The organism is Carnobacterium sp., assembly GCF_040274425.1.
Genome location: NZ_JBEMBC010000027.1, coordinates 1 through 22,022 on the forward strand (window position 1 = coordinate 1; position 22,022 = coordinate 22,022).

General features: G+C 35.5%; 19 protein-coding genes and 1 tRNA gene. 17 read left to right on the forward strand and 3 right to left on the reverse strand.

The window, feature by feature from the left end; genetic code table 11:
- The 5 genes from ABS911_RS07190 to ABS911_RS07210 form a co-directional block, all read left to right on the forward strand.
- Nucleotides 1-489: ABC transporter ATP-binding protein (locus ABS911_RS07190; RefSeq protein ID WP_350467009.1), on the forward strand; the 489-nt coding region annotated here is incomplete at its 5' end.
- On the forward strand, nt 482-2,437 hold the full coding sequence (locus tag ABS911_RS07195; RefSeq protein ID WP_350467010.1) for an FtsX-like permease family protein: 1,956 nt from the start codon (nt 482-484) through the stop codon (nt 2,435-2,437). The genes ABS911_RS07190 and ABS911_RS07195, both read left to right, overlap by 8 nt.
- Before the next feature lie 161 nt (nt 2,438-2,598).
- The gene (treP, locus tag ABS911_RS07200) at nt 2,599-4,107 is read left to right on the forward strand and encodes a PTS system trehalose-specific EIIBC component (protein WP_350467011.1); all 1,509 of its coding nucleotides are present in this window, start codon (nt 2,599-2,601) and stop codon (nt 4,105-4,107) included.
- A gap of 22 nt (nt 4,108-4,129) precedes the next feature.
- Complete coding sequence (gene treC, locus ABS911_RS07205; protein ID WP_350467012.1) at nt 4,130-5,806, forward strand: alpha,alpha-phosphotrehalase; 1,677 nt, start codon at nt 4,130-4,132, stop codon at nt 5,804-5,806.
- Nucleotides 5,807-5,809: 3 nt separating this feature from the next.
- Nucleotides 5,810-6,436 (forward strand): GyrI-like domain-containing protein, encoded by a 627-nt coding sequence (locus tag ABS911_RS07210; protein ID WP_350467013.1) that lies wholly within the window; start codon nt 5,810-5,812, stop codon nt 6,434-6,436.
- 326 nt (nt 6,437-6,762) lie between these two features.
- Here the strand turns inward: ABS911_RS07210 and treR are convergent, their stop codons facing one another.
- The gene (gene treR / locus ABS911_RS07215) at nt 6,763-7,479 is read right to left on the reverse strand and encodes a trehalose operon repressor (RefSeq protein ID WP_350467014.1); all 717 of its coding nucleotides are present in this window, start codon (nt 7,477-7,479) and stop codon (nt 6,763-6,765) included.
- 148 nt (nt 7,480-7,627) lie between these two features.
- Between treR and ade the strand changes: the two genes are divergently transcribed.
- Entirely contained in the window at nt 7,628-9,382 is a 1,755-nt protein-coding gene (ade, locus tag ABS911_RS07220; RefSeq protein ID WP_350467015.1) for an adenine deaminase, read from the forward strand.
- Between the two features lie 99 nt (nt 9,383-9,481).
- On the opposite strand, the gene ABS911_RS07225 is transcribed toward ade, so the two are convergent.
- On the reverse strand, nt 9,482-10,264 hold the full coding sequence (locus tag ABS911_RS07225; RefSeq protein WP_350467016.1) for a 3D domain-containing protein: 783 nt from the start codon (nt 10,262-10,264) through the stop codon (nt 9,482-9,484).
- Between the two features lie 385 nt (nt 10,265-10,649).
- On the opposite strand from ABS911_RS07225, the gene ABS911_RS07230 reads away from it, so the two are divergent.
- The 6 genes from ABS911_RS07230 to ABS911_RS07255 all read left to right on the forward strand — a co-directional run bounded on the left by ABS911_RS07230 (nt 10,650) and on the right by ABS911_RS07255 (nt 16,671).
- Nucleotides 10,650-11,252 carry a TraX family protein gene (locus tag ABS911_RS07230; protein ID WP_350467017.1) on the forward strand — a complete coding sequence of 201 codons (603 nt, stop codon included), beginning with the start codon at nt 10,650-10,652 and terminating at the stop codon, nt 11,250-11,252.
- A 16-nt stretch (nt 11,253-11,268) separates the two neighbouring features.
- Nucleotides 11,269-11,709: an ASCH domain-containing protein gene (locus ABS911_RS07235; protein WP_350467018.1), complete on the forward strand. Its 441-nt coding sequence runs from the start codon at nt 11,269-11,271 to the stop codon at nt 11,707-11,709.
- Between the two features lie 104 nt (nt 11,710-11,813).
- Nucleotides 11,814-12,581, forward strand: a complete 768-nt coding sequence (locus ABS911_RS07240; protein WP_350467019.1) for a DUF3891 family protein — start codon at nt 11,814-11,816, stop codon at nt 12,579-12,581.
- 211 nt (nt 12,582-12,792) lie between these two features.
- Complete coding sequence (gene mnmE, locus ABS911_RS07245; RefSeq protein WP_350467020.1) at nt 12,793-14,181, forward strand: tRNA uridine-5-carboxymethylaminomethyl(34) synthesis GTPase MnmE; 1,389 nt, start codon at nt 12,793-12,795, stop codon at nt 14,179-14,181.
- A 349-nt stretch (nt 14,182-14,530) separates the two neighbouring features.
- Nucleotides 14,531-16,426, forward strand: a complete 1,896-nt coding sequence (mnmG, locus tag ABS911_RS07250; RefSeq protein WP_350467021.1) for a tRNA uridine-5-carboxymethylaminomethyl(34) synthesis enzyme MnmG — start codon at nt 14,531-14,533, stop codon at nt 16,424-16,426.
- 172 nt (nt 16,427-16,598) lie between these two features.
- A tRNA-Val gene (locus ABS911_RS07255) sits at nt 16,599-16,671 on the forward strand.
- A 97-nt stretch (nt 16,672-16,768) separates the two neighbouring features.
- On the opposite strand, the gene ABS911_RS07260 is transcribed toward ABS911_RS07255, so the two are convergent.
- Nucleotides 16,769-17,785 carry a PTS sugar transporter subunit IIC gene (locus tag ABS911_RS07260; RefSeq protein ID WP_350451273.1) on the reverse strand — a complete coding sequence of 339 codons (1,017 nt, stop codon included), beginning with the start codon at nt 17,783-17,785 and terminating at the stop codon, nt 16,769-16,771.
- Nucleotides 17,786-18,301: 516 nt separating this feature from the next.
- Between ABS911_RS07260 and rsmG the strand changes: the two genes are divergently transcribed.
- The 5 genes from rsmG (at nt 18,302) to ABS911_RS07285 (ending at nt 22,009) form a co-directional block, all read left to right on the forward strand.
- On the forward strand, nt 18,302-19,018 hold the full coding sequence (rsmG, locus tag ABS911_RS07265; protein WP_350467022.1) for a 16S rRNA (guanine(527)-N(7))-methyltransferase RsmG: 717 nt from the start codon (nt 18,302-18,304) through the stop codon (nt 19,016-19,018).
- A gap of 110 nt (nt 19,019-19,128) precedes the next feature.
- Nucleotides 19,129-20,001: a nucleoid occlusion protein gene (gene noc / locus ABS911_RS07270; RefSeq protein WP_350467023.1), complete on the forward strand. Its 873-nt coding sequence runs from the start codon at nt 19,129-19,131 to the stop codon at nt 19,999-20,001.
- Between the two features lie 147 nt (nt 20,002-20,148).
- Complete coding sequence (locus ABS911_RS07275; protein ID WP_350467024.1) at nt 20,149-20,910, forward strand: ParA family protein; 762 nt, start codon at nt 20,149-20,151, stop codon at nt 20,908-20,910.
- Nucleotides 20,903-21,793: a ParB/RepB/Spo0J family partition protein gene (locus tag ABS911_RS07280; protein WP_350467025.1), complete on the forward strand. Its 891-nt coding sequence runs from the start codon at nt 20,903-20,905 to the stop codon at nt 21,791-21,793. Before ABS911_RS07275 ends, ABS911_RS07280 begins: the two co-directional genes overlap by 8 nt.
- Before the next feature lie 18 nt (nt 21,794-21,811).
- Nucleotides 21,812-22,009 carry a DUF951 domain-containing protein gene (locus ABS911_RS07285; RefSeq protein WP_350467026.1) on the forward strand — a complete coding sequence of 66 codons (198 nt, stop codon included), beginning with the start codon at nt 21,812-21,814 and terminating at the stop codon, nt 22,007-22,009.
- Nucleotides 22,010-22,022: the final 13 nt, after the last annotated feature.

Sequence of the window (22,022 nt, forward strand, 5' to 3'; positions counted from 1 at the left end):
CAAGACTTCAACTTATTGGATAACTTTTCAATCAAAGACAATATTTTATTGCCACTGGTATTATCAAATACACCGATTACTGAAATGGAAAATCGGTTAATGCCGATTGTCAAAAAACTGAATATTGATGGACTGATCAATAATTATCCGTATGAAGTTTCTGGAGGACAAAAACAACGAGCAGCGGTAGCTCGTGCGTTGATTACAAATCCCGAATTGCTTCTTGCTGATGAGCCTACTGGAGCATTGGATTCAAAGTCCAGCCAAAGTTTATTAGAGACTTTTGAATCGATCAATAATGCTGGACAAACTATTATCATGGTTACTCATAGCACCAGAGCTGCGGCTTACTCGAACCGAGTATTGTTTATTCAAGATGGTGAAGTGTACCACGAGATTTATCGTGGAGAACAAACACCGGATCAATTTATGGATAAAATTTCTCAAGCGTTGATCGTACTAGCTAATAGAGGTGAGCAGCATGAATAGAGGATTTTTTTCAAAGTTAGCTTTACGAAACCTTAAATCTAACAAGCAAATTTATCTACCTTATATTTTTGCTTCTATTGCTACGGTAGCGATGTTTTATATGATGGTTGCTTTAATGGGAAACAAGTTTGTACAGACGAGAAATGAGTCATTACCGATGATGTTTGCTGTTGGAGCAGTAGTGATTGGGGTATTTTCTTTTCTATTTATTTTGTATACCAACAGTTTCCTGATTAAACGGCGGAAAAAAGAGATTGGTTTGTATGCGATACTAGGAATGAGGAAAAAACATGTTTCGAAAATCTTAACGATTGAATCAGTAGTAACAAGCTCTTTTAGCATTATTGTAGGTTTGATTGTTGGGCATCTACTGGGAGAACTTTCTTTTCTTGTTTTAAATTATGCTTTAAAATTTGGCGTAAAAATGTCTTTTCCTTTCACATTGAATGCTGTAATGATCACGATTGGATTATTTGTTCTCATCTTTTTGGTGACGTTGATCTATAACATCACTCAAGTAACGTTTTCTAATCCCATTCAATTGATCAAAGGGAAACAAACAGGAGAACGCGAACCAAAAAGTTCTATTTTCCTTTTTATTCTATCATTATTATTGATTGGATCAGGTTATTATCTGTCTGTAACGATTGATAACCCAATGGATGCAATGATTTACTTTTTACTTGCAGTACTTTTAGTTATTGCAGGTACGTATTTCTTATTCATTTCCGGATCAATATTTATCCTAAAAGCATTGAAGAAAAACAAGAAATTGTATTACCGTCCAAGTCCATTTATTTCAATTTCAGGTATGCTTTATCGAATGAAACAAAATGCCGCAGGATTAGCTAATATTACTATTTTAGCAACGATGGTCATCGTTGCAGTAGCGACTACGATAGCTGTTTTTATGGGTATACAAGGAACGTTAGATATCCGCTTTCCTTATGAAAATAAACTAACGTATTATACAGATGCTAATTTAGAAGAAGAATTTAAAGAGATCCAAGCAGAAACAGAAACACTAGGATTAGAAGTAACGGGTACAGAAATCTATACCTATTATGACGTTTTTTCAATAGTAGAAGATAATGAATTGATTCTTGGAGAAAAGGCTTATTCTGCAAAGGAACCTTTTCAAGTCAAAATAATCGTACAAGAAGACTATGAAAAAATGTCAAATCAAGCGATTGATCTAGAATCCGATGAAATATTGGTTTATGACTTAAAAGATGACTATGACTTTTCTACATTGCTTATAGGGGATGCAACTTATCAAATCAAGTCAAAGATAAAAAATCCTATCAAGATGGATAAACTGCTAAGCCCTAATATGATTCTTGTAGTTGAATCAAAAGAAGTTCTTCAATCTATTATGGACTATGACATTCAGGCATCAGGGATCGAGTATGAACTTCCTATGGAAGCTATGATTTCATGGAATACGACTGGAACACAAGAGCAGAAAAAAATCTATTCTGAGAAATTGGCAGATAAATTAAACAGTAGAGAAGGTTCATACTTTGATTCAAAAGAACTCTTAAGAGTTCCTTTGTATGATGTGAATGGCGGCTTCTTATTCTTAGGTATTTTCCTTGGATTATTGTTTACCTTTGGAGCAGCTTTGATCACATACTTTAAACAAGTTTCAGAAGGCTATGACGATCGAGAAAAATTCCAGATTATGCAAAAAGTAGGATTAGATAAACAAACGATTCGTAAAACGACTCGTTTACAAATTATTTGGATGTTCTTATTGCCTCTAGTAATTGCTGTGATCCATGTCGCATTTGCCTTTCCAATTATCCAAAAACTGTTACTACTTTTTAATGTAGTAAATACAACATTAATTTTTTGGTGTTTTGCAGGTGTGCTTGTTGGCTATAGTGTGATCTATGGCATCATTTATCAAGTAACCTCAAAAGTTTATTACAGCATCGTTAAATAACGAATTAAACAATAAAAGAGTGATTTAAGACTAGATCTTAAATCGCTCTTTTTATTTAAATAATAAACAAAGATAAAACGCTTGCATTTTTAAAAGAAAAAGGTTACATTGTACTTGTATATACAAGTTGCACTTATAAAATTTTTTTAGGAGGAAAGAAAATGGCAGATTACACGCAAGATGCAAAACAGCTTTTAGAAGACATCGGAGGTCCCGATAATATTTCTGCAGTCAGTCACTGTGCCACTCGCATGCGTTTCGTATTAAATGATCCAGCAAAAGCAGACAGCAAAAAAATCGAAGATATCCCCGCAGTCAAAGGTACCTTTACTCAAGCCGGTCAGTATCAAGTTATTATTGGCAATGATGTTGCCACATTTTATAATGTATTTTCAAAAATTTCCGGAAAAGAAGGCGTATCTAAGGACGAAGTGAAAGCAGCAAGTAAACAGAATCAAAATCCAGTACAACGTGCGATGTCTGTTTTAGCAGAAATCTTTACACCCATTATTCCAGCAATCGTAGTTGGGGGTCTTATTTTAGGGTTCCGTAACATCTTGGAAGCTATTCCTATGGAATCTCTTGGTCAATTGATGGTAGATGGTGTAGCACAAGTCAATAATGCTGGAGAACCAGTTTACAATACCATTGTTAACGTCAGTCAGTTTTGGAGTGGGGTCAACTCGTTCTTATGGCTGATTGGTGAAGCCATTTTCCACTTCTTACCAGTAGGTATCACATGGAGTGTTGCTAAAAAAATGGGAACTACTCAAATTTTAGGTATTGTATTAGGACTCACATTAGTATCGCCTCAATTACTAAATGCATATGCAGTTGCCGGAACAGCAGCAGCAGAAATTCCAGTTTGGGACTTTGGTTATTTCACCATTGATATGATTGGGTACCAAGCACAAGTTATTCCTGCTATGTTGGCTGGATTTTTACTTGCCTATTTAGAATTAGGATTACGTAAAGTTATTCCACAAGCCATTTCAATGATTTTCGTACCATTCTTTGCTTTAGTTCCAACGGTTTTGATTGCTCACACGGTTTTAGGACCAATTGGTTGGGTTATAGGAAACTGGGTTTCAAGCGTCGTTTATGCAGGATTAGGAAGCTCATTTAACTGGTTATTTGGAGCCTTATTCGGCTTCTTATATGCACCATTAGTCATTACTGGATTGCACCATATGACGAATGCAATCGATCTACAATTGATTGCTGATTTCGATGGAACCAATTTATGGCCAATGATTGCTTTGTCAAACATTGCTCAAGGTTCAGCAGTGCTGGCTATTATCTTCTTACACCGTGGAAATGAGAAAGAAGAACAAGTGTCTATTCCAGCAATGATTTCTTGTTATCTAGGTGTAACTGAACCCGCTATGTTTGGGATCAATATCAAATACATTTACCCATTTGTTGCAGCTATGATCGGGTCAGGTATTGCCGGATTAGTAGCGACTATCTTTAATGTAACAGCTAATTCAATTGGTGTTGGTGGACTTCCAGGAATTCTATCGATTCAAAATCAATACTGGGTTATTTTCATTATTTGTATGGTAATCGCAATAGTGGTACCATTTGTTTTAACAGTCGTATTCCGTAAATACAATATTTTAAATAAATCAGATCAAGTCGTTGTTACAGAACCAGAATTAGGAAAATAATTTTTTAGAAAGTAGGAATAAAATGAGTACCTTTCATGAGAAAGTCGTGTATCAAATTTACCCAAAATCTTTTAAGGATTCCAATGGAGATGGAGTAGGGGATTTAAGAGGAATCATTGAAAAAATACCCTATTTAGCTGAGTTAGGCGTTGATGTATTATGGATCAATCCATTCTTCATTTCTCCACAAAAAGACAATGGCTATGATATCGCTAATTATGTAGAAATCGATCCTTTATTTGGAACAATGGAAGATTTTGAGGAACTCATTGCTGTAACGAAGGAATACAAGTTGGAAGTTATGTTAGATATGGTGTTAAATCATACCTCTATCGAACATGAATGGTTCCAAAAAGCTCTTAAAGGTGAGAAAAAATACCAAGATTACTATATCCTACGTGAACCAAAGGCAGATGGAAGTCATCCTACGAATTGGGTCTCAAAATTTGGCGGCCCAGCTTGGGCCCCTTTTGCTGACACTGGAAAAGAGTACTTGCATTTGTATGATGTATCGCAAGCTGACTTAGATTGGCGTAATCCTGAAGTAAGAGAAGAAGTATTTAATGTAGTCAATTTTTGGTTGGAAAAAGGTGTAAAAGGATTCCGATTTGATGTGATCAATGTGATCGGTAAAGATGAAGAACTTTTAGATGCAGAAGATAATATAGGGAAATCATTATATACAGATCGCCCAATCGCGCATGAATTTATCCATGAAATGAACCAAAAAACGTTTGGAAGATATTCGGATATCATGACAGTGGGGGAAATGTCTTCAACAACGATTGAAAACGGAATTGCTTACTCTAATCCTGATAAACAAGAACTATCAATGGTCTTTAGTTTCCATCATTTAAAAGTTGATTATTTAGATGGCGAAAAATGGAGCAAAACGCCATTTGACTTTATAAAACTAAAAGAGTTACTCAACGATTGGCAGGAAGGCATGTCTCTTGGAAATGGATGGAATGCATTATTCTGGAACAACCATGATCAACCACGTGTGATAAGCCGATTTGGAGATCCTATCAATCATTTTGAAGCTTCTGCTAAACTCTTCGCTCAATCGATTCATTTGCTGCGTGGGACTCCTTATATTTATCAAGGGGAAGAAATTGGGATGACAGATCCGGAATTTCAAGAGATTACAGATTATGTAGATATTGAAACGCATAATGCATATAAAGAATTAAAAGCAAAAGATTTACCACATGAAGAAATTATGGAAATCATCAAAAGTAAGTCTCGAGATAATAGCCGGACTCCGATGCAATGGACAAATGAAAAAAATGCAGGTTTTACATCTGGGGAACCATGGATAAAATTAGCTGACAACTACCATCAAATTAATGTAGAAAAAGAACAAGCAGAAGGATCCATCTTTAATTTTTATAAAAAATTGATTCAATTAAGAAAAAAAATGCCGGTTATTTCTGAAGGAAGTTATCGCGGAATCATGATGGATCATCCGAGTGTTTATGCCTATGTTAGAGAATATGAAGGTGAACAGTTGCTTGTACTCAACCATTTTTATGCAGATTCGGTAACGTTGGAAATTCCAGAAGAATTTTTAACTAAACCTAGTCGCTACCTTATTGGAAATGGAAAAGAAAGAGCCTTAACCACTAACCTAGAATTAGGTCCTTATGAAACAATTGCTTTTTATTTTGAAAAAAGTAAAAAAAAAGGGAACTGTTAAACGATGAGTAAATTTGAGTGGCGAAAACAATTAAAAGATCTCTATTTACCCAAAAAACAACCTTCTACAATTGAAGTTCCAGAAATGAAATTTTTTACACTAGAAGGTAAGGGAAACCCGAATAGTGAACCATTCAAAGAGCATATTGAAATTCTCTATGGATTGTCGTATGCAATAAAGATGATGCCTAAAAAAGGACTAACACCTGAAGGCTATTTTGACTACACCGTGTTTCCTTTAGAAGGACATTGGGATCTAGATGAAAAAGGTCGGAAATTAGACTATTTGAACAAGGATCACTTAGTATATAAGTTAATGATAAGACAACCTGATTTTGTCACAGAAGAATTGTTTCAATATGCACTAGAGAGTGTTAAACAAAAAAAGGCAACTACTCTTTTAGACGCTGTTCAATTTGAAACAATCACAGAAGGTTTATGTGTTCAAACTATGCATATTGGCAGTTATGATAATGAATCAGAAACATTCAATAGGATGGAACAGTATTGTTCACAGAATAATCTGAAGAGAGCAGAAAAAACACATAAAGAAATTTATATTTCAGACGCTAGAAGAACGGCTACCGAAAAATTAAAGACCGTTTTGAGATTTAAAGTAACAGATATTTGATTGTTATTCTAACAGAGTTTGAACAAAATGAATCGGTTGTATGACAAATAGTGTTGGTGCATCAAACTAAAATTTCTTCTGGAATGAACGGGTTTGCTTGTATAGAGCCATGAGACCGCCTGAAGCTTATTAATCTTCAGGCTTTCAAGCAACCCCTATTCCTCCAAAAATTTTGTATAATCGATTTTAGAAATCTACCAACACTAAAAATTATAGACCCAAAGAAACACACAAAAACGCTTAGGTTTATAAACCTAAGCGTTTTTGTGTGTTTCATACTAGATTCAAAAAGATAAATAGTTTTGCCTATAGAGTCAGAGTTCTACCTAAAGAGAATTTCTGCGTCTAGCAAAATCGACAAATCTAAAGCGATCCAAACGATGACGAGATTCGGTATGCTGAAATAGGGTTGTATCTTCTAAGTAAACATCGCTTCGCACAACCACAACATGGGTGTCTTCTTGTAAATCCATCAAGCGCTTATCTTCTTCAGTAATAGGATCTACCGTTATTTCTTTTTGAGCATACCCGATAGATAAATCCAATGTTTGTTCAATATAATGGTACAACGAATCTTCAGCGGATTCATTCGGGATACTTGGAACAATAGAAGTTAACAAATAATCCTTATCAATGATAACCACTTCTCCGTGTACTTTTCTTAATCGTTCAAGATACAAAACAGGAGTGCCTACAGAAAGATTTAAGTGATTCGCTAACTCTTCTGAAACAGGTAGCAAACCATTGGATACCACGATCGTTTGGCTATTCATATTTTGTGCATCTTGGAGTTCTTTATAACTGGTCAAACCTGATACCGGAAAATCAAAGCGCTTGATATCTAAAACAATAGAACCTTTGCCTTGTATTTTTTGTATATACCCTTTTTCTAAAAGTAAATTTAGAGCTTTTCGAATTGTTTCACGGGAAACATTGTAAGTTTTGACTAATTCATTTTCACTAGGTAAAAGGTCACCGGAAATAAAGCGTTGATTTAAAATAGCTGCTTCAAGATCTAAAAAAATTTCATTAAACTTGCTCATATAGAATCCTCACATTCCCTATCCTTATCCTATATTTTAACATATTACAGTAAGGAAATCTGGCAAATAAAGTAAATAAAAGTTGTTTTTAAACCTAGCTAGTGTATTGTAGAAGATAAAAATAAACTCAAGAATTGGGAGGCATTCGATGAATTTAGAAACATCCGCATTAGAGAAAAGAATTAAAGTATCCGCTAAAAAAATACCAGCAGATTTAGTTGTAAAAAATGGAACGATCGTAAATGTATTTACAGGTGAATTTATGAGTGGAGATATTGCCATCACAGAAGGTATGATTGTTGGAATAGGTTCATATGATGGAATTGAAACAATTGATGCTCAAAACAAAATTATTGTACCAGGATTTATTGATGGGCATGTGCATATTGAAAGTTCATTGTTAACACCAAAAGAATTTTCAAAAGTCGTACTGCAACATGGTGTAACCAGTGTCATTACAGATCCACATGAAATTGCAAATGTAGCTGGAGTGGATGGTATTCAATTTATGTTAGAAGAAGCTAAAAAATTGCCGATGGATATCTATGTTATGTTGTCTTCTTGCGTACCAGCAACAGCATTTGAAAATAACGGTGCATTATTGAATGCTGAACAACTTGAGCCTTTCTTATCTGAACCTGAAGTATTAGGACTTGCAGAAGTAATGGATTTCCCATCTGTTAAAAATGGAGACAATTTCATGATGGATAAAATTGCAATGGTTCAAGATGCCAATGGTTTTATTGATGGACATGCTGCTGGTCTGACAAGAGAAGAATTAAATATTTATTTAGCAGCTGGAATTCGAACGGATCATGAAAGTATAACTGCACAGGAAGCAAAAGACCGTTTAGATTTGGGTATGTACTTGATGATTCGAGAAGGAACAGTAGCTAAAGACTTAACGGCCTTGTTGCCTGCTGTAACAGCAAAAAACGCTAGAAGATGTCTATTTGTCACAGATGATAAATTGATTGATGATTTATTGGAAGAAGGAAGTATTGATCATATTGTACGCTTAGCTATCCAAAAAGGCTTAGATCCTATAACAGCTATACAAATGGGAACGTTAAATACAGCTGAATGTTTTAATTTGAAACATTTAGGAGCTGTTGCTCCAGGTTATCAGGCTGACTTTTTAATTTTAGATGATTTAGAAACAGTTGCTATTGATCAAGTCTATAAAAAAGGTGTTTGTATTTCAGATAATGGGAATTTAAATCATGATTTATTTGAGACCAATATAGAAAAAAAACTTATAGGTGCGGATTTAGCAAAAATAAACACCCAAGAATTAACAACAGCAACATTAGCGATACCTTTAACAGATCCTTTGTGTAACGTAATCGGAATTATTCCCAATAGTTTAGTTACGAATCATTTAAAGGAAAATGTCACAGTTGAAAATGACAGTTTTGTTCCTTCAATCGAAAATGATCAGTTGAAGATTGCTGTTATTGAACGACATAACAGATCCAACCATGTCGGCTTGGGTATTGTAAAAGGGTTCCGGTTAAATAGAGGAGCAATTGCTACAACGGTGGCGCATGATTCACACAATATCGTAGCAGTGGGAACTTCTGATCAGGAAATACTAAAAGCAGTTGAACAAGTCATCAAAACCAATGGTGGTTTAGCTGTAGTAGCAGGGAAAGAAGTACTCGCTTCATTGGCCTTGCCTGTAGCAGGATTAATGACAGAATTAGATTATTTAGTTGTTGACCAAAATTTAAAAGAACTGAATCAGGCAGTCGCCACTATTGGAGAAGAACTAAATTTCAATCCATTTTTGACATTATCATTTTTAACACTTCCGGTTATTCCAAAGTTGAAATTAACAGATTTAGGATTATTTGATTTTGAACAGTCTGCTCACATATCTATTCAAGCTATAAATAAATAACAAAAAAAATCCACCTAAAAGATTGAACTCTCTTAGGTGGATCTTTTTAATTATTCAACATCTGGGGGATATGAATAAGTTAGGTTTTATTTAGTGGTATTAGTTTAAAATTTGAACTTCCATTGTTTGTCTACCAAAAGCTAATGCTTGGTTTAAATCAGTCATGTGAACATCAATACGATTTCCTTTGATGGCACTACCAGTGTCACCAGCAATAAATGTACCTTGTCCTGGAATGTAGACAGTTGAACCTAATGGAATAACGCTTGGGTCAACAGCAATCACTTTTGGATTTTCATTCAAGTTGATTCCAGTTGCAGTAGTATCGCTCAATTCAGGTTGATTTGTTGAATAAGCTGTTGCTTCAACAGTAACTGTTTTACCAGATTGTGCAGTTTCAGCAGCGGGAGCTTGTTCTTCAACGACTGGCGCTTCTTCAGCAACAGGAGCTTGTTCTTCAACAACTGGTGCTTCTTCGGCAGCAGGCTCTACTTCTACAACATCTGGAGTACTAACATCATAGCTTTTAGTGTCTTCAGGTGTTTCAATAGTAACAGTTGAATGGTCAGCAGATAAAGAAATAGTGTTTCCACTATAAATAGTGTTTGCATTATTTATATCATTTACATCTACTAAATCATTAATAGATAAATTAGTTGCCAAGGCTACAGACGATAATGTATCGCCCCATTGGATAGTATATTTAGTGCTTCCGTCTTCAGTGCTTTTAAGATCTTGTTTGATCGCATCTACTGAACGAGCTTCCCAAGTGCTTGAAGTATACTCAGCAGCAGAAGCTTCTGATGGGTTTGAAACAGCCATGACACCTGTTAAAGCTAGAGTTGCGCTTGCTACAAATAATTTCGACTTAAAGTTTTTCATTTTTTATTGATCTCCTTTGTGTGTTAAATATAGTTTGTTTCCTACATAATAGTAGGAGAAGTTGACTGTGGATTCTGAGCGACAATGTTCCATACAATCTCTAGATGCTATTAAAAATGAAGGGTTGTTCCTTCAACAAATGCTATCCTACCACGGTGAAAAAAAATTAAAAGGCCTTTAGGGCATTCGTCATCGTTTCTTATTCATTCTGTATTATTTAAAGAGTTTCATTACCAAAGGAATACAAAATTGGTGATTTCATGTAAAATATGACTTAATATGTAATTTTTTTTATAAAATGCACATGAAAGAAGCAGTGTTACGGAGTATGTAAATAGTAGTAAATACTTGCAAATAAAGGTTTTTTTGCAGTGGGAGGGCTGAAATGACACAAGAGGAAAGTTACAATAAGATCAATGCAATCAAATGGATTGGAATTATTACAATGACAATCGATCATATCGGTTATTACTTATATCCTGATCTCATTTGGCTTCGTATCATAGGAAGGATAGCTTTTCCATGTTTTCTATACACAACGATTCAAGGGACTAAAAATACTAGGAATTTCAAAAGATATCTTTTTCAATTGATAGGCACAGGTATTTTAACGATTCCAATCAGCTTTTATTCTGGAACAGTGTTTAATATATTATTTACATTGGCTCTGGTGGCACTTTCTATTAAAGATAAGCGTTTTTTTGTTCTGGCATTAATACTGAGTTACTTTTGTGAGTATGGAATATATGGTTTTTTATTGGGATGGGCTATTTATTGTATGGTATTCATTCATAAGCCACTTGGAGGAATACTCTTTCTGTCATTGCATGTTTTTGTCTGGCCGTCTGTCCAGATTTTTGCCTGTTTAGCCATTTTTCTACTATTAATAGACAACTATATAGAGACTAAAAAAATACCTAAACTTTTTGGTTATCTTTACTATCCATTGCATCAACTAATTTTATTGACTGTTAAATTTATTGTATAAGAAAGGAGTACATATTATGAAAGCACAACAAATGTGGCAGAATTTCGTTTCACTATACCCAGAATATCAGAACAAAACTTATCAAGCTTGGAGTTACGGTGCAGTACCAGATGAATTAGCACGTTTAACCATTGAACAAGTAAAAACTGCTACGGCTTCTGCCTATGAAGAATATGCGATAGAAAACGAGGCATTACCCCAAGTAGGAGAGTTAAACATCATACTTGATGCTAATGAAGAGGCAGTCTGCATCACAAAGACGATCAAAGTGTCTGTGGTCCCTTTTTTAGAAGTATCCGAAGAACATGCATTTAAAGAAGGCGAGGGAGATCGTTCACTACGGTACTGGAGAGAAGTCCACGAAGCCTTTTTTGAAAAAGCTTATAAACAAAGCGGATTAGTCTTTCATGACAATATTCTTGTCGTATGTGAAGAATTTGAAGTGATCTATAAATAAGAGGAATTTAAAATTAATGGTATAATGAAAAGTGAAACAGTCGTCAAAAAGAATGAAGATTCTAGCTGATGGCTAACTGAAACAAGTCGAAAGGGTGCATCATTATGATTATTAGAGAACGGGAAAATGATTTTGTTATGATTGAACAAAAGAACCATGCTCAATTCGCTGGAGACGTTATAGCTCAATGGAAAACAACCTTATTTCAAGGTGAAGAGTTAAGAAAATCAGTAGATTATGCCATTCGCATGCATGACTATGGATGGGAATATCTTGATAAAAGCCCTTTTTGGAACGATAAAAAGCAAGTTCCTTATTCACTTTTTGACTTTCCGAAAGCACCGAAGATTATTTTTTATACTTATGGCATCGATGAAGTTGAAAAAGTTGATGCTTATGCAGCATTACTTTGCAGCGGACATTACACTCAGTTCTTTTTAAAAGATTCTTCTGAAGAATCACAGGCATTTCTCAAACAAGAAGAAGAACGGAAAAATCGAATCATTGCTGCATTGGATCATTTTGATAAACGTATTTTTGATTTCCATTACGCTTTACTGGCATTAGGAGATACTCTTTCTGTCTATGCATGTGTCAACGAACCTGGAGCCACTGAAGAATCGATTCACCCCTTTTTTAAAAAAGGACTTTCATTATCTGAAGATCTTGGGTTAAATGAAACGAATATGCAGCCAAGCTGGATCGATAAAGAGACGATTGCATTAGACGTTTTCCCTTTTGAAGATTCTATTAATAGTAGATTGATTCAAAAAGTAGTTTCTAAAGCAACGATTATGGAAAAGGGATTGTTAGATAGCTACAATGAAGCAGAGTACGAAGAAGTACAAATCAGTGTTAAATCATCAAAGTAAATCATGAATAAAGTCAACTGAAGTTATTGACAAATAGTTAGAGAACTTGTATAGTCTTAACGGAACAACAAATTAACATTAAATATACTGAAAATTAAATAACTTATCTGAATGATAAAAGTAGTCAAAGTGCTTTCCATTCCTTTTGTAAAAAACAAAAGGGTGGAGTGGGCACTTTTTTCGTGCAAAAAAATAGAAGGAGTGAGAGAGCGTGACATTAGAATTTGAAACAATTGCAGCTATTTCGACGCCTCCTGGTGAAGGGGCAATAGGGATAGTAAGGCTGAGTGGGGAACAAGCTATTGAAATTGCAGATCGCGTATATAAATCTGGTTCAAAAGTACTTGCTGAGCAAAAGAGTCATACTATTCACTATGGCCACATTGAAAATCCAAAAACGAATGAAACGATAGATGAAGTAATGGTATCTGTTATGCGTGAACCCAAAACCTTTACTCGAGAAGATGTCGTTGAAATCAATTGTCATGGGGGGATTACTTCTGTCAATCAAGTTTTGCAATGTGTTTTACAAAATGGCGCTCGCTTAGCTGAACCCGGTGAATTTACAAAACGGGCTTTCTTGAACGGACGAATCGACTTGTCTCAAGCAGAAGCAGTAATGGATTTGATACGGGCTAAAACAGACAGAGCTATGCATGTTGCATTAAAGCAATTAGATGGAAACTTGTCTAATTTAATTCGTAATTTGCGTTTAGACATACTAGATACATTAGCTCAAGTAGAAGTGAACATTGATTATCCTGAATACGATGACGTTGAAGAAATGACTTCGAAATTGTTGATTGAAAAAGCTAAATTAGTTAAAGCTTCAATTCAACAGTTGCTAGAAACGGCTAGTCAAGGGAAAATTTTAAGAGAAGGTCTTGCAACAGCAATTATTGGACGACCAAATGTTGGGAAATCAAGCTTATTAAATTACTTGTTGGATGAAGAAAAAGCCATTGTTACAGATATCGCTGGTACCACACGAGATGTCATTGAAGAATACATCAGTGTTAAAGGTGTGCCATTAAAACTGGTAGATACAGCAGGTATCCGTGAAACAGAAGATATTATTGAACGTATTGGCGTGGAACGTAGTCGTCAAGCCCTAAGCGATGCAGATTTAGTATTGTTAGTCTTTAACCAAAGCGAATCTTTAACAATAGAAGATAAAGCATTAATTGAAGCAACAAGCCAACACCACCGTATTATTATTTTGAATAAAATGGATTTGCCAAATAAATTAGATTTAACGGAACTCGAAACGCTAGTAGATCAAGAGAGCATTGTGAAGACCTCTATTTTATCTAAATCAGGTGTAGATGTTTTAGAAAAGAAAATAGCTGATCTCTTTTTCACTGGACAAACTGGTGAACGTGATGCTACTTACGTATCTAATGTGCGCCATATTGCACTATTAAACGATGCAGAAGAGGCGTTAGATGAAGTCATTAATGGAGTAGAAGCTGGTATGCCAGTTGATCTTATTCAAATAGATATGACACGCTGTTGGGATCTATTGGGCGAAATTACAGGAGACAGCGTTCAAGACGAACTGCTGACCCAACTATTCAGCCAATTCTGCCTAGGAAAATAGATAGGATGTGTAGCATACCGCTTAGACTTGATAGAAAAACAAGGAATTCTGTAAGGGATGTTTCACCCCTGTAGGAATTACGTTTTTTCCGAAAGTCTGGTATGCGAAGCTCAACTAAAAGGATGCTGAACTTCCCGTTTAGACACACAGCGATTTTCAAGAATTGAAAGCAAGAGCATCCCGCGCATTGCGTCAAATCTTGAAAATTACTCAGTGTCTGGGAAGTGAAGCTCAACTAAAAGGATGCGAAGTACAACGTTTAGATACACAACTCAACTCAATGAATAAACAAAAAATAAATTCGACATAAATAAACAAAGAGAAAGATTGGAAAGAAGGGATTGTTTAAATGAATCATTACGAAGCTGGAAATTTTGACGTAATCGTTGTTGGTGCAGGACACGCTGGATCAGAAGCCGCATTAGCAGCAGCAAGAATGGGAAGTCAAACGCTTTTAATCACTATTAATCTAGATATGGTTGCTTTTATGCCATGTAATCCATCAATTGGAGGACCAGCCAAAGGTGTTGTAGTCCGAGAAATTGATGCTCTTGGCGGTGAAATGGGCCGCAATATTGACAAAACATATATTCAAATGAGAATGCTGAACACCGGGAAAGGGCCTGCTGTTAGAGCTTTACGCGCCCAAGCAGATAAATTTATGTATGCAAATGAAATGAAAAAAACCATTGAAGAAACAGAAAATCTTGTTTTAAGACAAGGAATTGCTGACGAACTGATTATCGAAGACGGTATATGCAAAGGAATCATCACGAATACTGGTGCAATCTATCGATCTAAGGCGGTTATTTTAACAGCAGGTACATCTTCTCGTGGTCAAATTATCATTGGTGAGCTGAAATATTCTTCTGGTCCAAATAACTCGCAACCATCTGTTAAGCTTTCTGAAAGTTTACTCGAAAATGGTTTTGAATTGAATCGTTTTAAAACCGGAACACCTCCTAGAGTTAAATCTTCAACTATTGACTACAGCGTGACAGAAGAACAACCCGGTGACGAAAAAGCGAATCACTTTAGTTATGAAACACCAAATAGTGCATATTTAAAAGATCAGTTATCGTGTTGGTTAACGTACACAAATGAATCGACTCATCAAAAAATTCAAGATAACCTTCACCGTGCACCAATGTTTACGGGAATCGTTGAAGGAGTAGGCGCACGTTACTGCCCATCAATTGAAGATAAAGTTGTCCGTTTTAGTGACAAACCAAGACATCAATTGTTTTTAGAACCTGAAGGACGCAATACAGAAGAAGTTTATGTCCAAGGTTTATCAACGTCTCTTCCAGAAGATGTTCAACAAGATATTATACATTCAATTGAAGGGTTGGAAAACGCAGAAATGATGCGTACCGGATATGCAATTGAATACGATGTGGTTACGCCTCATCAATTACGTCCTTCTTTAGAAACGAAAGTGGTTGAAAACTTGTTCACTGCTGGTCAAATGAACGGAACTTCCGGTTATGAAGAAGCCGCTGGTCAAGGAATCATGGCTGGTATCAATGCAGCACTTAAAGTGCAAGGAAAAGAACCTTTTGTCATGAAACGTAGTGAAGGATACATCGGCGTTATGATTGATGACTTAGTGACGAAGGGTACGAATGAACCTTATCGTTTATTGACGTCTCGTGCAGAATACCGTTTATTGTTACGTCATGATAATGCAGATTTTAGATTAACTGAAATCGGTCATCAAATAGGACTAGTAACAAAAGAACGTTACGATACCTTTGTAGCGAAAAAAGCTCAATTTGAAGGAGAAATAGAACGTCTAGGTTCTATTCGTTTGAAACCAACTGCTGAAATCCAATCGTATTTAACTGAAAATAATCAAGCACCTTTAAAAGATGGCATTTTAGCTAAAGACTTCTTGCGTCGTCCAGAAGTTTCATATCAAGATCTTTTAGCATTCGTCCCTCGAGACTATGAACTTCCATTAGCCGTAGAAGAACAGGTAGAAATTCAAGTGAAATACGAAGGATACATCGCTAAAGCTTCTCAAAAAGTGGATAAATTAAAACGTATGGAAAATAAACGTATACCGGAAAATATTGATTATGCTGCTATCAATGGTATCGCTACAGAGGCAAAGGAAAAGCTGATTAAAATTCAGCCTGAAACAATTGCCCAAGCTAGCCGTATTAGTGGTGTGAATCCAGCAGATATTTCGATTTTAATGGTTTATGTAGAACAAGGGAAAATTGCAAAAGTACAAGTATAGATAGTTACTACGAAAAGAGCCTTACAATTAAGCTGATGCTTAAATTGTAAGGCTCTTTTCGATTATTATTTCCCAGGAAATAATATAAATGTTAAAAATAAATAGAATTCTATATTTACGGAATCAATTGTTTAAGGTATACTTAATGATGTTGCAAACGCAAACAATAAAAGGTTTCTTAGCTCAGTTGGGAGAGCACTACCTCGACAAGGTAGGGGTCGCTGGTTCGAGCCCAGTAGGGACCATGAAAAAAAGAGACATAAATCCATAAAAGGATTTATGTCTCTTTTTCGTTTGCATAAGGATTCAAATGAGGTGAAGGCTAATAGTGTAACCATCAGATTATTCTACTACTAAAGCCATATCTCCTTTACGCAACCAACTAGCTTTTTCTAATACTTTATTTACTACTACTGTAATAGCAATGGGAACCAAACAAGCAGTCAGGATATAAACAGCAAATGATCCACTTCCTTGAGATACAAAAATGTTTAGTGGAGCAATCAATGAACAAAAACCTAATCCGCCTAAAGCGCTGGGTGCTGTAAAACCAAGAGCAACAGTTGAAATGGGAGCGGCTACTGCTGCAGCCAAAGTTGGGCCAATTAAAATCCGCGGATTTTTAACGATATTCGGCAATTGTACTTTTGGTGTACAAACAAATTGTGCTAAAAATCCACCAAGATTATTTTGACGCATAGAGACAAAAGAAAAGCCAATATACATACTAGTCGTTCCTACCAACATAGCAGCGCTTGAAACAGGGTCAAGGTTTAGTGCAATTGCAATAGCGGCTGAAGAAGCAGGAGACATCAATACGAGCCCACCAACGACTGAAATCACGGCTGCGCCAATAACTGGTGAACCAGCAACGGAGGCAGAGATAAAAGCACTAACCATGTTTAAGAATGGAGCTATCACAAGATTTAAGTAGTAACCAGCTACACCACCAGCTAAGACCGCTGTGATCGGTATAGCCATCATGTCTAAAGGTGTTTTACCTGAAATACGTTTACCAACAAATGTAGCGATGGTAGCTGCAATGAGACAACCAATTGGTTCACCTGTGGCAATAGTGATCATTCCATCTGCTGTCGTTTGAATAGCGCCGGCTCCGATTGCTCCAGCAGCCATAGCACTAAAAATTGTAAGTGTATTTCCACCTAACATAACGGCGATACCAGCACCAATAGCAGGAGCCATCAACATTTTAACGGCTGTTCCAATAATAACTAAAATCGTTAATCCAGTCATATTTCCAATTGTTTCTAATAGTAAACCAATCCCAATCGTTACAAAAATAGCATTCGCAATCCCTGATGATGCCTTATACATTCTTTCTGTTAGATAGTTCTTCATATTTAATCGCCTCCGTATTTTTGTTTAACAGACATCCAACACTTATGAGTCTTCGAATTTTCCAAATAAAAAGAGGCAAGCCTTTGTATAAAGGCTTGCCTCATCAGTTCGATGATTGAGCCCTAGATACGCAAACTAGGACTCAACTAAATGAATAGTTCGAATCCTGGGCTAAATTAATAAGTTAATAATGACTAAAGATACGTTCAATTGAGAACGTGAGCTAAACGATTCGACTGTAGTTTTCATATTGAACATCTCCTTTTTCATTAATTGTTTTCTGACTATTTCCAATATTCTAACAAGCTTACAAGACAATGTCAACAATTTCTATCATTTAATTTTAATTCATTTTATCTAATTCTCATTTAAAGCCGGATGTTATAAAATTTAATCTATTTATATAGCGGAAAAAATGCTTTAAAGCATTGCACTTCCAGTCAATTTGTTATACAGTTAAAACGATGGATTTGTGAAACAAATAGTGTTTCACGTTAGTAAAAAGGAGTTGAGTTAATGAATCCAGAAGAGTTTAAAAAAGCCCTTGAAGATAAGGGATTAGTGGTTACTGAGAAGCAAATGGAACAATTCGATCAATACCTTAAACTGTTGCAAGAATGGAACGAAAAAATTAATTTGACTGCAATTACCCAAAAAGAAGAAGTGTATTTAAAACATTTCTATGATTCGATTACAGCTGGACTATATGTGGATTTTACTAAAGGGGTCCAAAGCCTATGTGATGTAGGTGCAGGTGCCGGGTTTCCAAGCATCCCCCTAAAAATCATTTTCCCACAATTAGAAGTCACTATAGTTGATTCATTAAATAAAAGAATTCAATTTCTAACATTATTAGCGCAAACACTAGAATTAGATGGCGTTCATTTTTATCATGACCGTGCTGAAACATTTGGTCAAAATAAACAATTTCGTGAATCATTTGATTTTGTAACGGCTAGAGCCGTTGCACGTATGAGTGTTTTATCTGAATTGTGTTTGCCATTAGTTAAAAAAGATGGGCTTTTTATTGCTCTAAAAGCAAGTAATACCAAAGAAGAAATGGCTGAAGGACAAAAAGCAATTGCTACATTGGGCGGAAAGTTTCGTGAAGAGTTTGTTTTTGAACTGCCACGTGAAGCTGGGGAACGACATATCGTTTTAATCGATAAAAAGAAAGAATCACCAAAAAAATATCCAAGAAAACCGGGAACACCAAATAAGAATCCATTATAGTAGAAACCGCTACTTATCAGACAGTTTCTATTCGGATTCAACTACTCAATAAGAGCGTTTTTTGATACAATAGAATCAAAGGACATATAGGACTGAGGGAGAGAAAAAGAATGGCGTTGTCTGATTTATTTGGTTCAGGAAAGTCTAAAAAGAAAACTGAAAACGGAGAAGATGTTTTGTTAGAAGTGTTAAAAAAACAAAAACATGTTCAAGAAATTGCTGTACAACAGATTGTTCCTAATCGTTTTCAGCCTAGAAAAGTTTTTAATGAAGAAAAGTTGGATGAATTAGCTCGTACAATTCATATTCACGGATTGATCCAGCCCATCATTCTTAGAAAATATGAAGAAGATAAGTATGAAATTGTTGCAGGGGAACGCCGTTTTCGTGCGATGCAACTTTTGGAATGGAAAGAAGTACCAGCCATTGTTCAAGAGATGACAGATAACGAAACAGCTTCGGTTGCGTTGATTGAAAATCTACAAAGAGAAGAATTGACAGCTATTGAAGAAGCTGAAGCTTATCAAGGTTTGATGGCATTAAATGAGTTGACACAAGAAGCTTTAGCGCAACGCATTGGGAAAAGCCAATCTTTCATAGCCAATAAATTACGGTTGCTAAAGTTAGCAGAACCTTTAAAAGAAGCTTTGCTTAACAGAACGATCACAGAACGACATGGTCGCAGCGTATTAGCCTTATCGCATGAGGAACAGACTGAATTATTAAGTGTTATTATTGAAAAAAAACTAACCGTTAAGGAAACAGAGCGTTTAGTAAAGCAAAAAGTAGCAGAGAAAAACAATACTCAAGAGCAGCCGAAAAGACGAGTTAGAAAAATTTCCAAGGATCTTCGATTGGCTTTAAATACCATCAATAAATCAGTTGAACTAATAAAAGAAACAGGCATGCCTTTAGAAGCAATAGAAGAGGACCTAGAAGATGTATACCGTATCACAATTGAAATTAAAAAAATAAGTAAATAAAGAGCGATAAATGAAAAAATTCATTTTGAACAAATGCGTAGGAGAAAAATACGCATAATGTAATTTTTCTCCTATTTTTGCTTGTTGCACTTAAATCAGTTTCAAGAAAGTTACTAGGGGATATTAAACACAGATGGAGGAAATAGGATGGCACGAATTATATCAGTCGCAAATCAAAAAGGCGGAGTTGGTAAAACAACGACGACAGTCAACTTAGGTGCTTGTTTAGCATATTTTGGTAAAAAAATATTATTAGTCGATATTGATGCACAAGGAAATGCAACAAGTGGTTTAGGCGTACGCAAGTCAGATGTTGAAAAAGACATTTATGATATTTTAGTAAACGAAACACTTGTTAAAGATGTCGTCCTGCCTTCTTCAAGAGAGAATTTGTGGGTCGTCCCAGCTACAATTCAATTAGCAGGTGCAGAAATTGAATTAACTTCGCAAATGGCTAGAGAGTCTAGATTGAAACAAGCTTTAGAAAAAGTAAGAGATGACTATGATTATATTTTGATCGACTGCCCGCCATCATTAGGTCATTTGACCATTAATGCATTTACCGCAAGTGACTCTATTTTGATTCCAGTTCAATGTGAATATTACGCTCTAGAAGGATTAAGCCAATTGTTAAATACCGTTCGCCTGGTCCAAAAACATTTTAATCCTGAATTGAAAATTGAAGGTGTCTTATTGACAATGTTGGATGCACGTACGAATTTAGGGTATGAAGTAGTCGATGAAGTGAAAAAATACTTCCGAGAAAGAGTTTATAAAACGATTATTCCACGCAATATTCGTTTATCTGAGGCTCCAAGTCACGGATTGTCAATCATTGATTACGATGCACGTTCTAGAGGAGCAGAAGTCTATCTTGAATTAGCGAAGGAAGTGCTAGCAAATGGCTAATAAAAATAGCAAAGGGTTGGGAAGAGGAATCGACGCTCTTTTTGGAGACTATGCAGAGCTTTCAAATATCAATGCAGCTAATGAACAAGTTCAGAAAATACCCTTAACCGATATCAGACCAAATCCTTACCAACCGAGAAAAACATTTGATGAAACAGCTTTAAACGAATTAGCAGAATCTATTAAAGTATCGGGTGTCTTCCAACCAATTATTCTTCGTGAATCTAAAATAAAAGGCTATGAAATCATAGCTGGAGAACGTCGTTTTAGAGCTTCTAAACTAGCCGGAAAAGAAACAATACCAGCCATTATTCGTGAATTTGATGAAGAAAAGATGATGGAAGTTGCGGTTCTGGAAAATCTACAAAGGGAAGATCTAACCTCTTTAGAAGAAGCAGAAGCGTATGAAATGATGATGAAAAAATTAAAATTGACTCAAGAAGAAGTAGCTACACGGTTAGGTAAAAGCCGACCATATATCGCCAATTATTTGCGTTTATTAGGGCTGCCAGATGCTGTTAAAGAGATGCTCCAAAAAGAAGAAATCTCAATGGGTCAAGCAAGAACATTGTTAGGCTTAAAAGACAAAAAACAAATCTCAAAATTAGCTAAACGAGTGGTCAAAGAACATTTAACGGTTCGTCAATTAGAACAATTAGTGAACAAGATGAACCAGTCTAAAGAAGAAATTGAACAGCCAAAAAAAGAAGTCAAAAAACCTTACTATATTCGTGAAAGCGAAGAACGGTTAATGGATAAATTTGGCACCAGTGTCTCTATAAATGAAAAAAATCAAAAAGGGAAAATTGAAATTGAATACCTTTCTACTGATGATTTGACGCGTATTTTAGATATTCTAGAGATTCAATTTGATGATGAATAAACGCATAGGAGATTAACGATGGAAAAAAATTACGATTTGAATGATATTGTTGAAATGAAAAAACCTCATCCTTGCGGGGCAAACCGTTGGCAGATCATTAGAATGGGTATGGACATTCGCATTAAATGCACACAATGCGGACATATGGTCATGATGCCAAGAAGAGATTTTGAAAAGAAAATGAAAAAAGTTTTAGAAAAAGCAGAACAAAATTAACAACAAAACTATT

Coding starts and splice junctions, on each gene's coding strand:
- ABS911_RS07195 (WP_350467010.1), top strand. CDS start 482: ATGAATAGAGGATTTTTTTCAAAGTTAGCTTTACGAAACCTTAAATCT.
- treP (WP_350467011.1), top strand. CDS start 2,599: ATGGCAGATTACACGCAAGATGCAAAACAGCTTTTAGAAGACATCGGA.
- treC (WP_350467012.1), top strand. CDS start 4,130: ATGAGTACCTTTCATGAGAAAGTCGTGTATCAAATTTACCCAAAATCT.
- ABS911_RS07210 (WP_350467013.1), top strand. CDS start 5,810: ATGAGTAAATTTGAGTGGCGAAAACAATTAAAAGATCTCTATTTACCC.
- treR (WP_350467014.1), bottom strand. CDS start 7,479: ATGAGCAAGTTTAATGAAATTTTTTTAGATCTTGAAGCAGCTATTTTA.
- ade (WP_350467015.1), top strand. CDS start 7,628: ATGAATTTAGAAACATCCGCATTAGAGAAAAGAATTAAAGTATCCGCT.
- ABS911_RS07225 (WP_350467016.1), bottom strand. CDS start 10,264: ATGAAAAACTTTAAGTCGAAATTATTTGTAGCAAGCGCAACTCTAGCT.
- ABS911_RS07230 (WP_350467017.1), top strand. CDS start 10,650: ATGACACAAGAGGAAAGTTACAATAAGATCAATGCAATCAAATGGATT.
- ABS911_RS07235 (WP_350467018.1), top strand. CDS start 11,269: ATGAAAGCACAACAAATGTGGCAGAATTTCGTTTCACTATACCCAGAA.
- ABS911_RS07240 (WP_350467019.1), top strand. CDS start 11,814: ATGATTATTAGAGAACGGGAAAATGATTTTGTTATGATTGAACAAAAG.
- mnmG (WP_350467021.1), top strand. CDS start 14,531: ATGAATCATTACGAAGCTGGAAATTTTGACGTAATCGTTGTTGGTGCA.
- ABS911_RS07260 (WP_350451273.1), bottom strand. CDS start 17,785: ATGAAGAACTATCTAACAGAAAGAATGTATAAGGCATCATCAGGGATT.
- rsmG (WP_350467022.1), top strand. CDS start 18,302: ATGAATCCAGAAGAGTTTAAAAAAGCCCTTGAAGATAAGGGATTAGTG.
- noc (WP_350467023.1), top strand. CDS start 19,129: ATGGCGTTGTCTGATTTATTTGGTTCAGGAAAGTCTAAAAAGAAAACT.
- ABS911_RS07275 (WP_350467024.1), top strand. CDS start 20,149: ATGGCACGAATTATATCAGTCGCAAATCAAAAAGGCGGAGTTGGTAAA.
- ABS911_RS07280 (WP_350467025.1), top strand. CDS start 20,903: ATGGCTAATAAAAATAGCAAAGGGTTGGGAAGAGGAATCGACGCTCTT.
- ABS911_RS07285 (WP_350467026.1), top strand. CDS start 21,812: ATGGAAAAAAATTACGATTTGAATGATATTGTTGAAATGAAAAAACCT.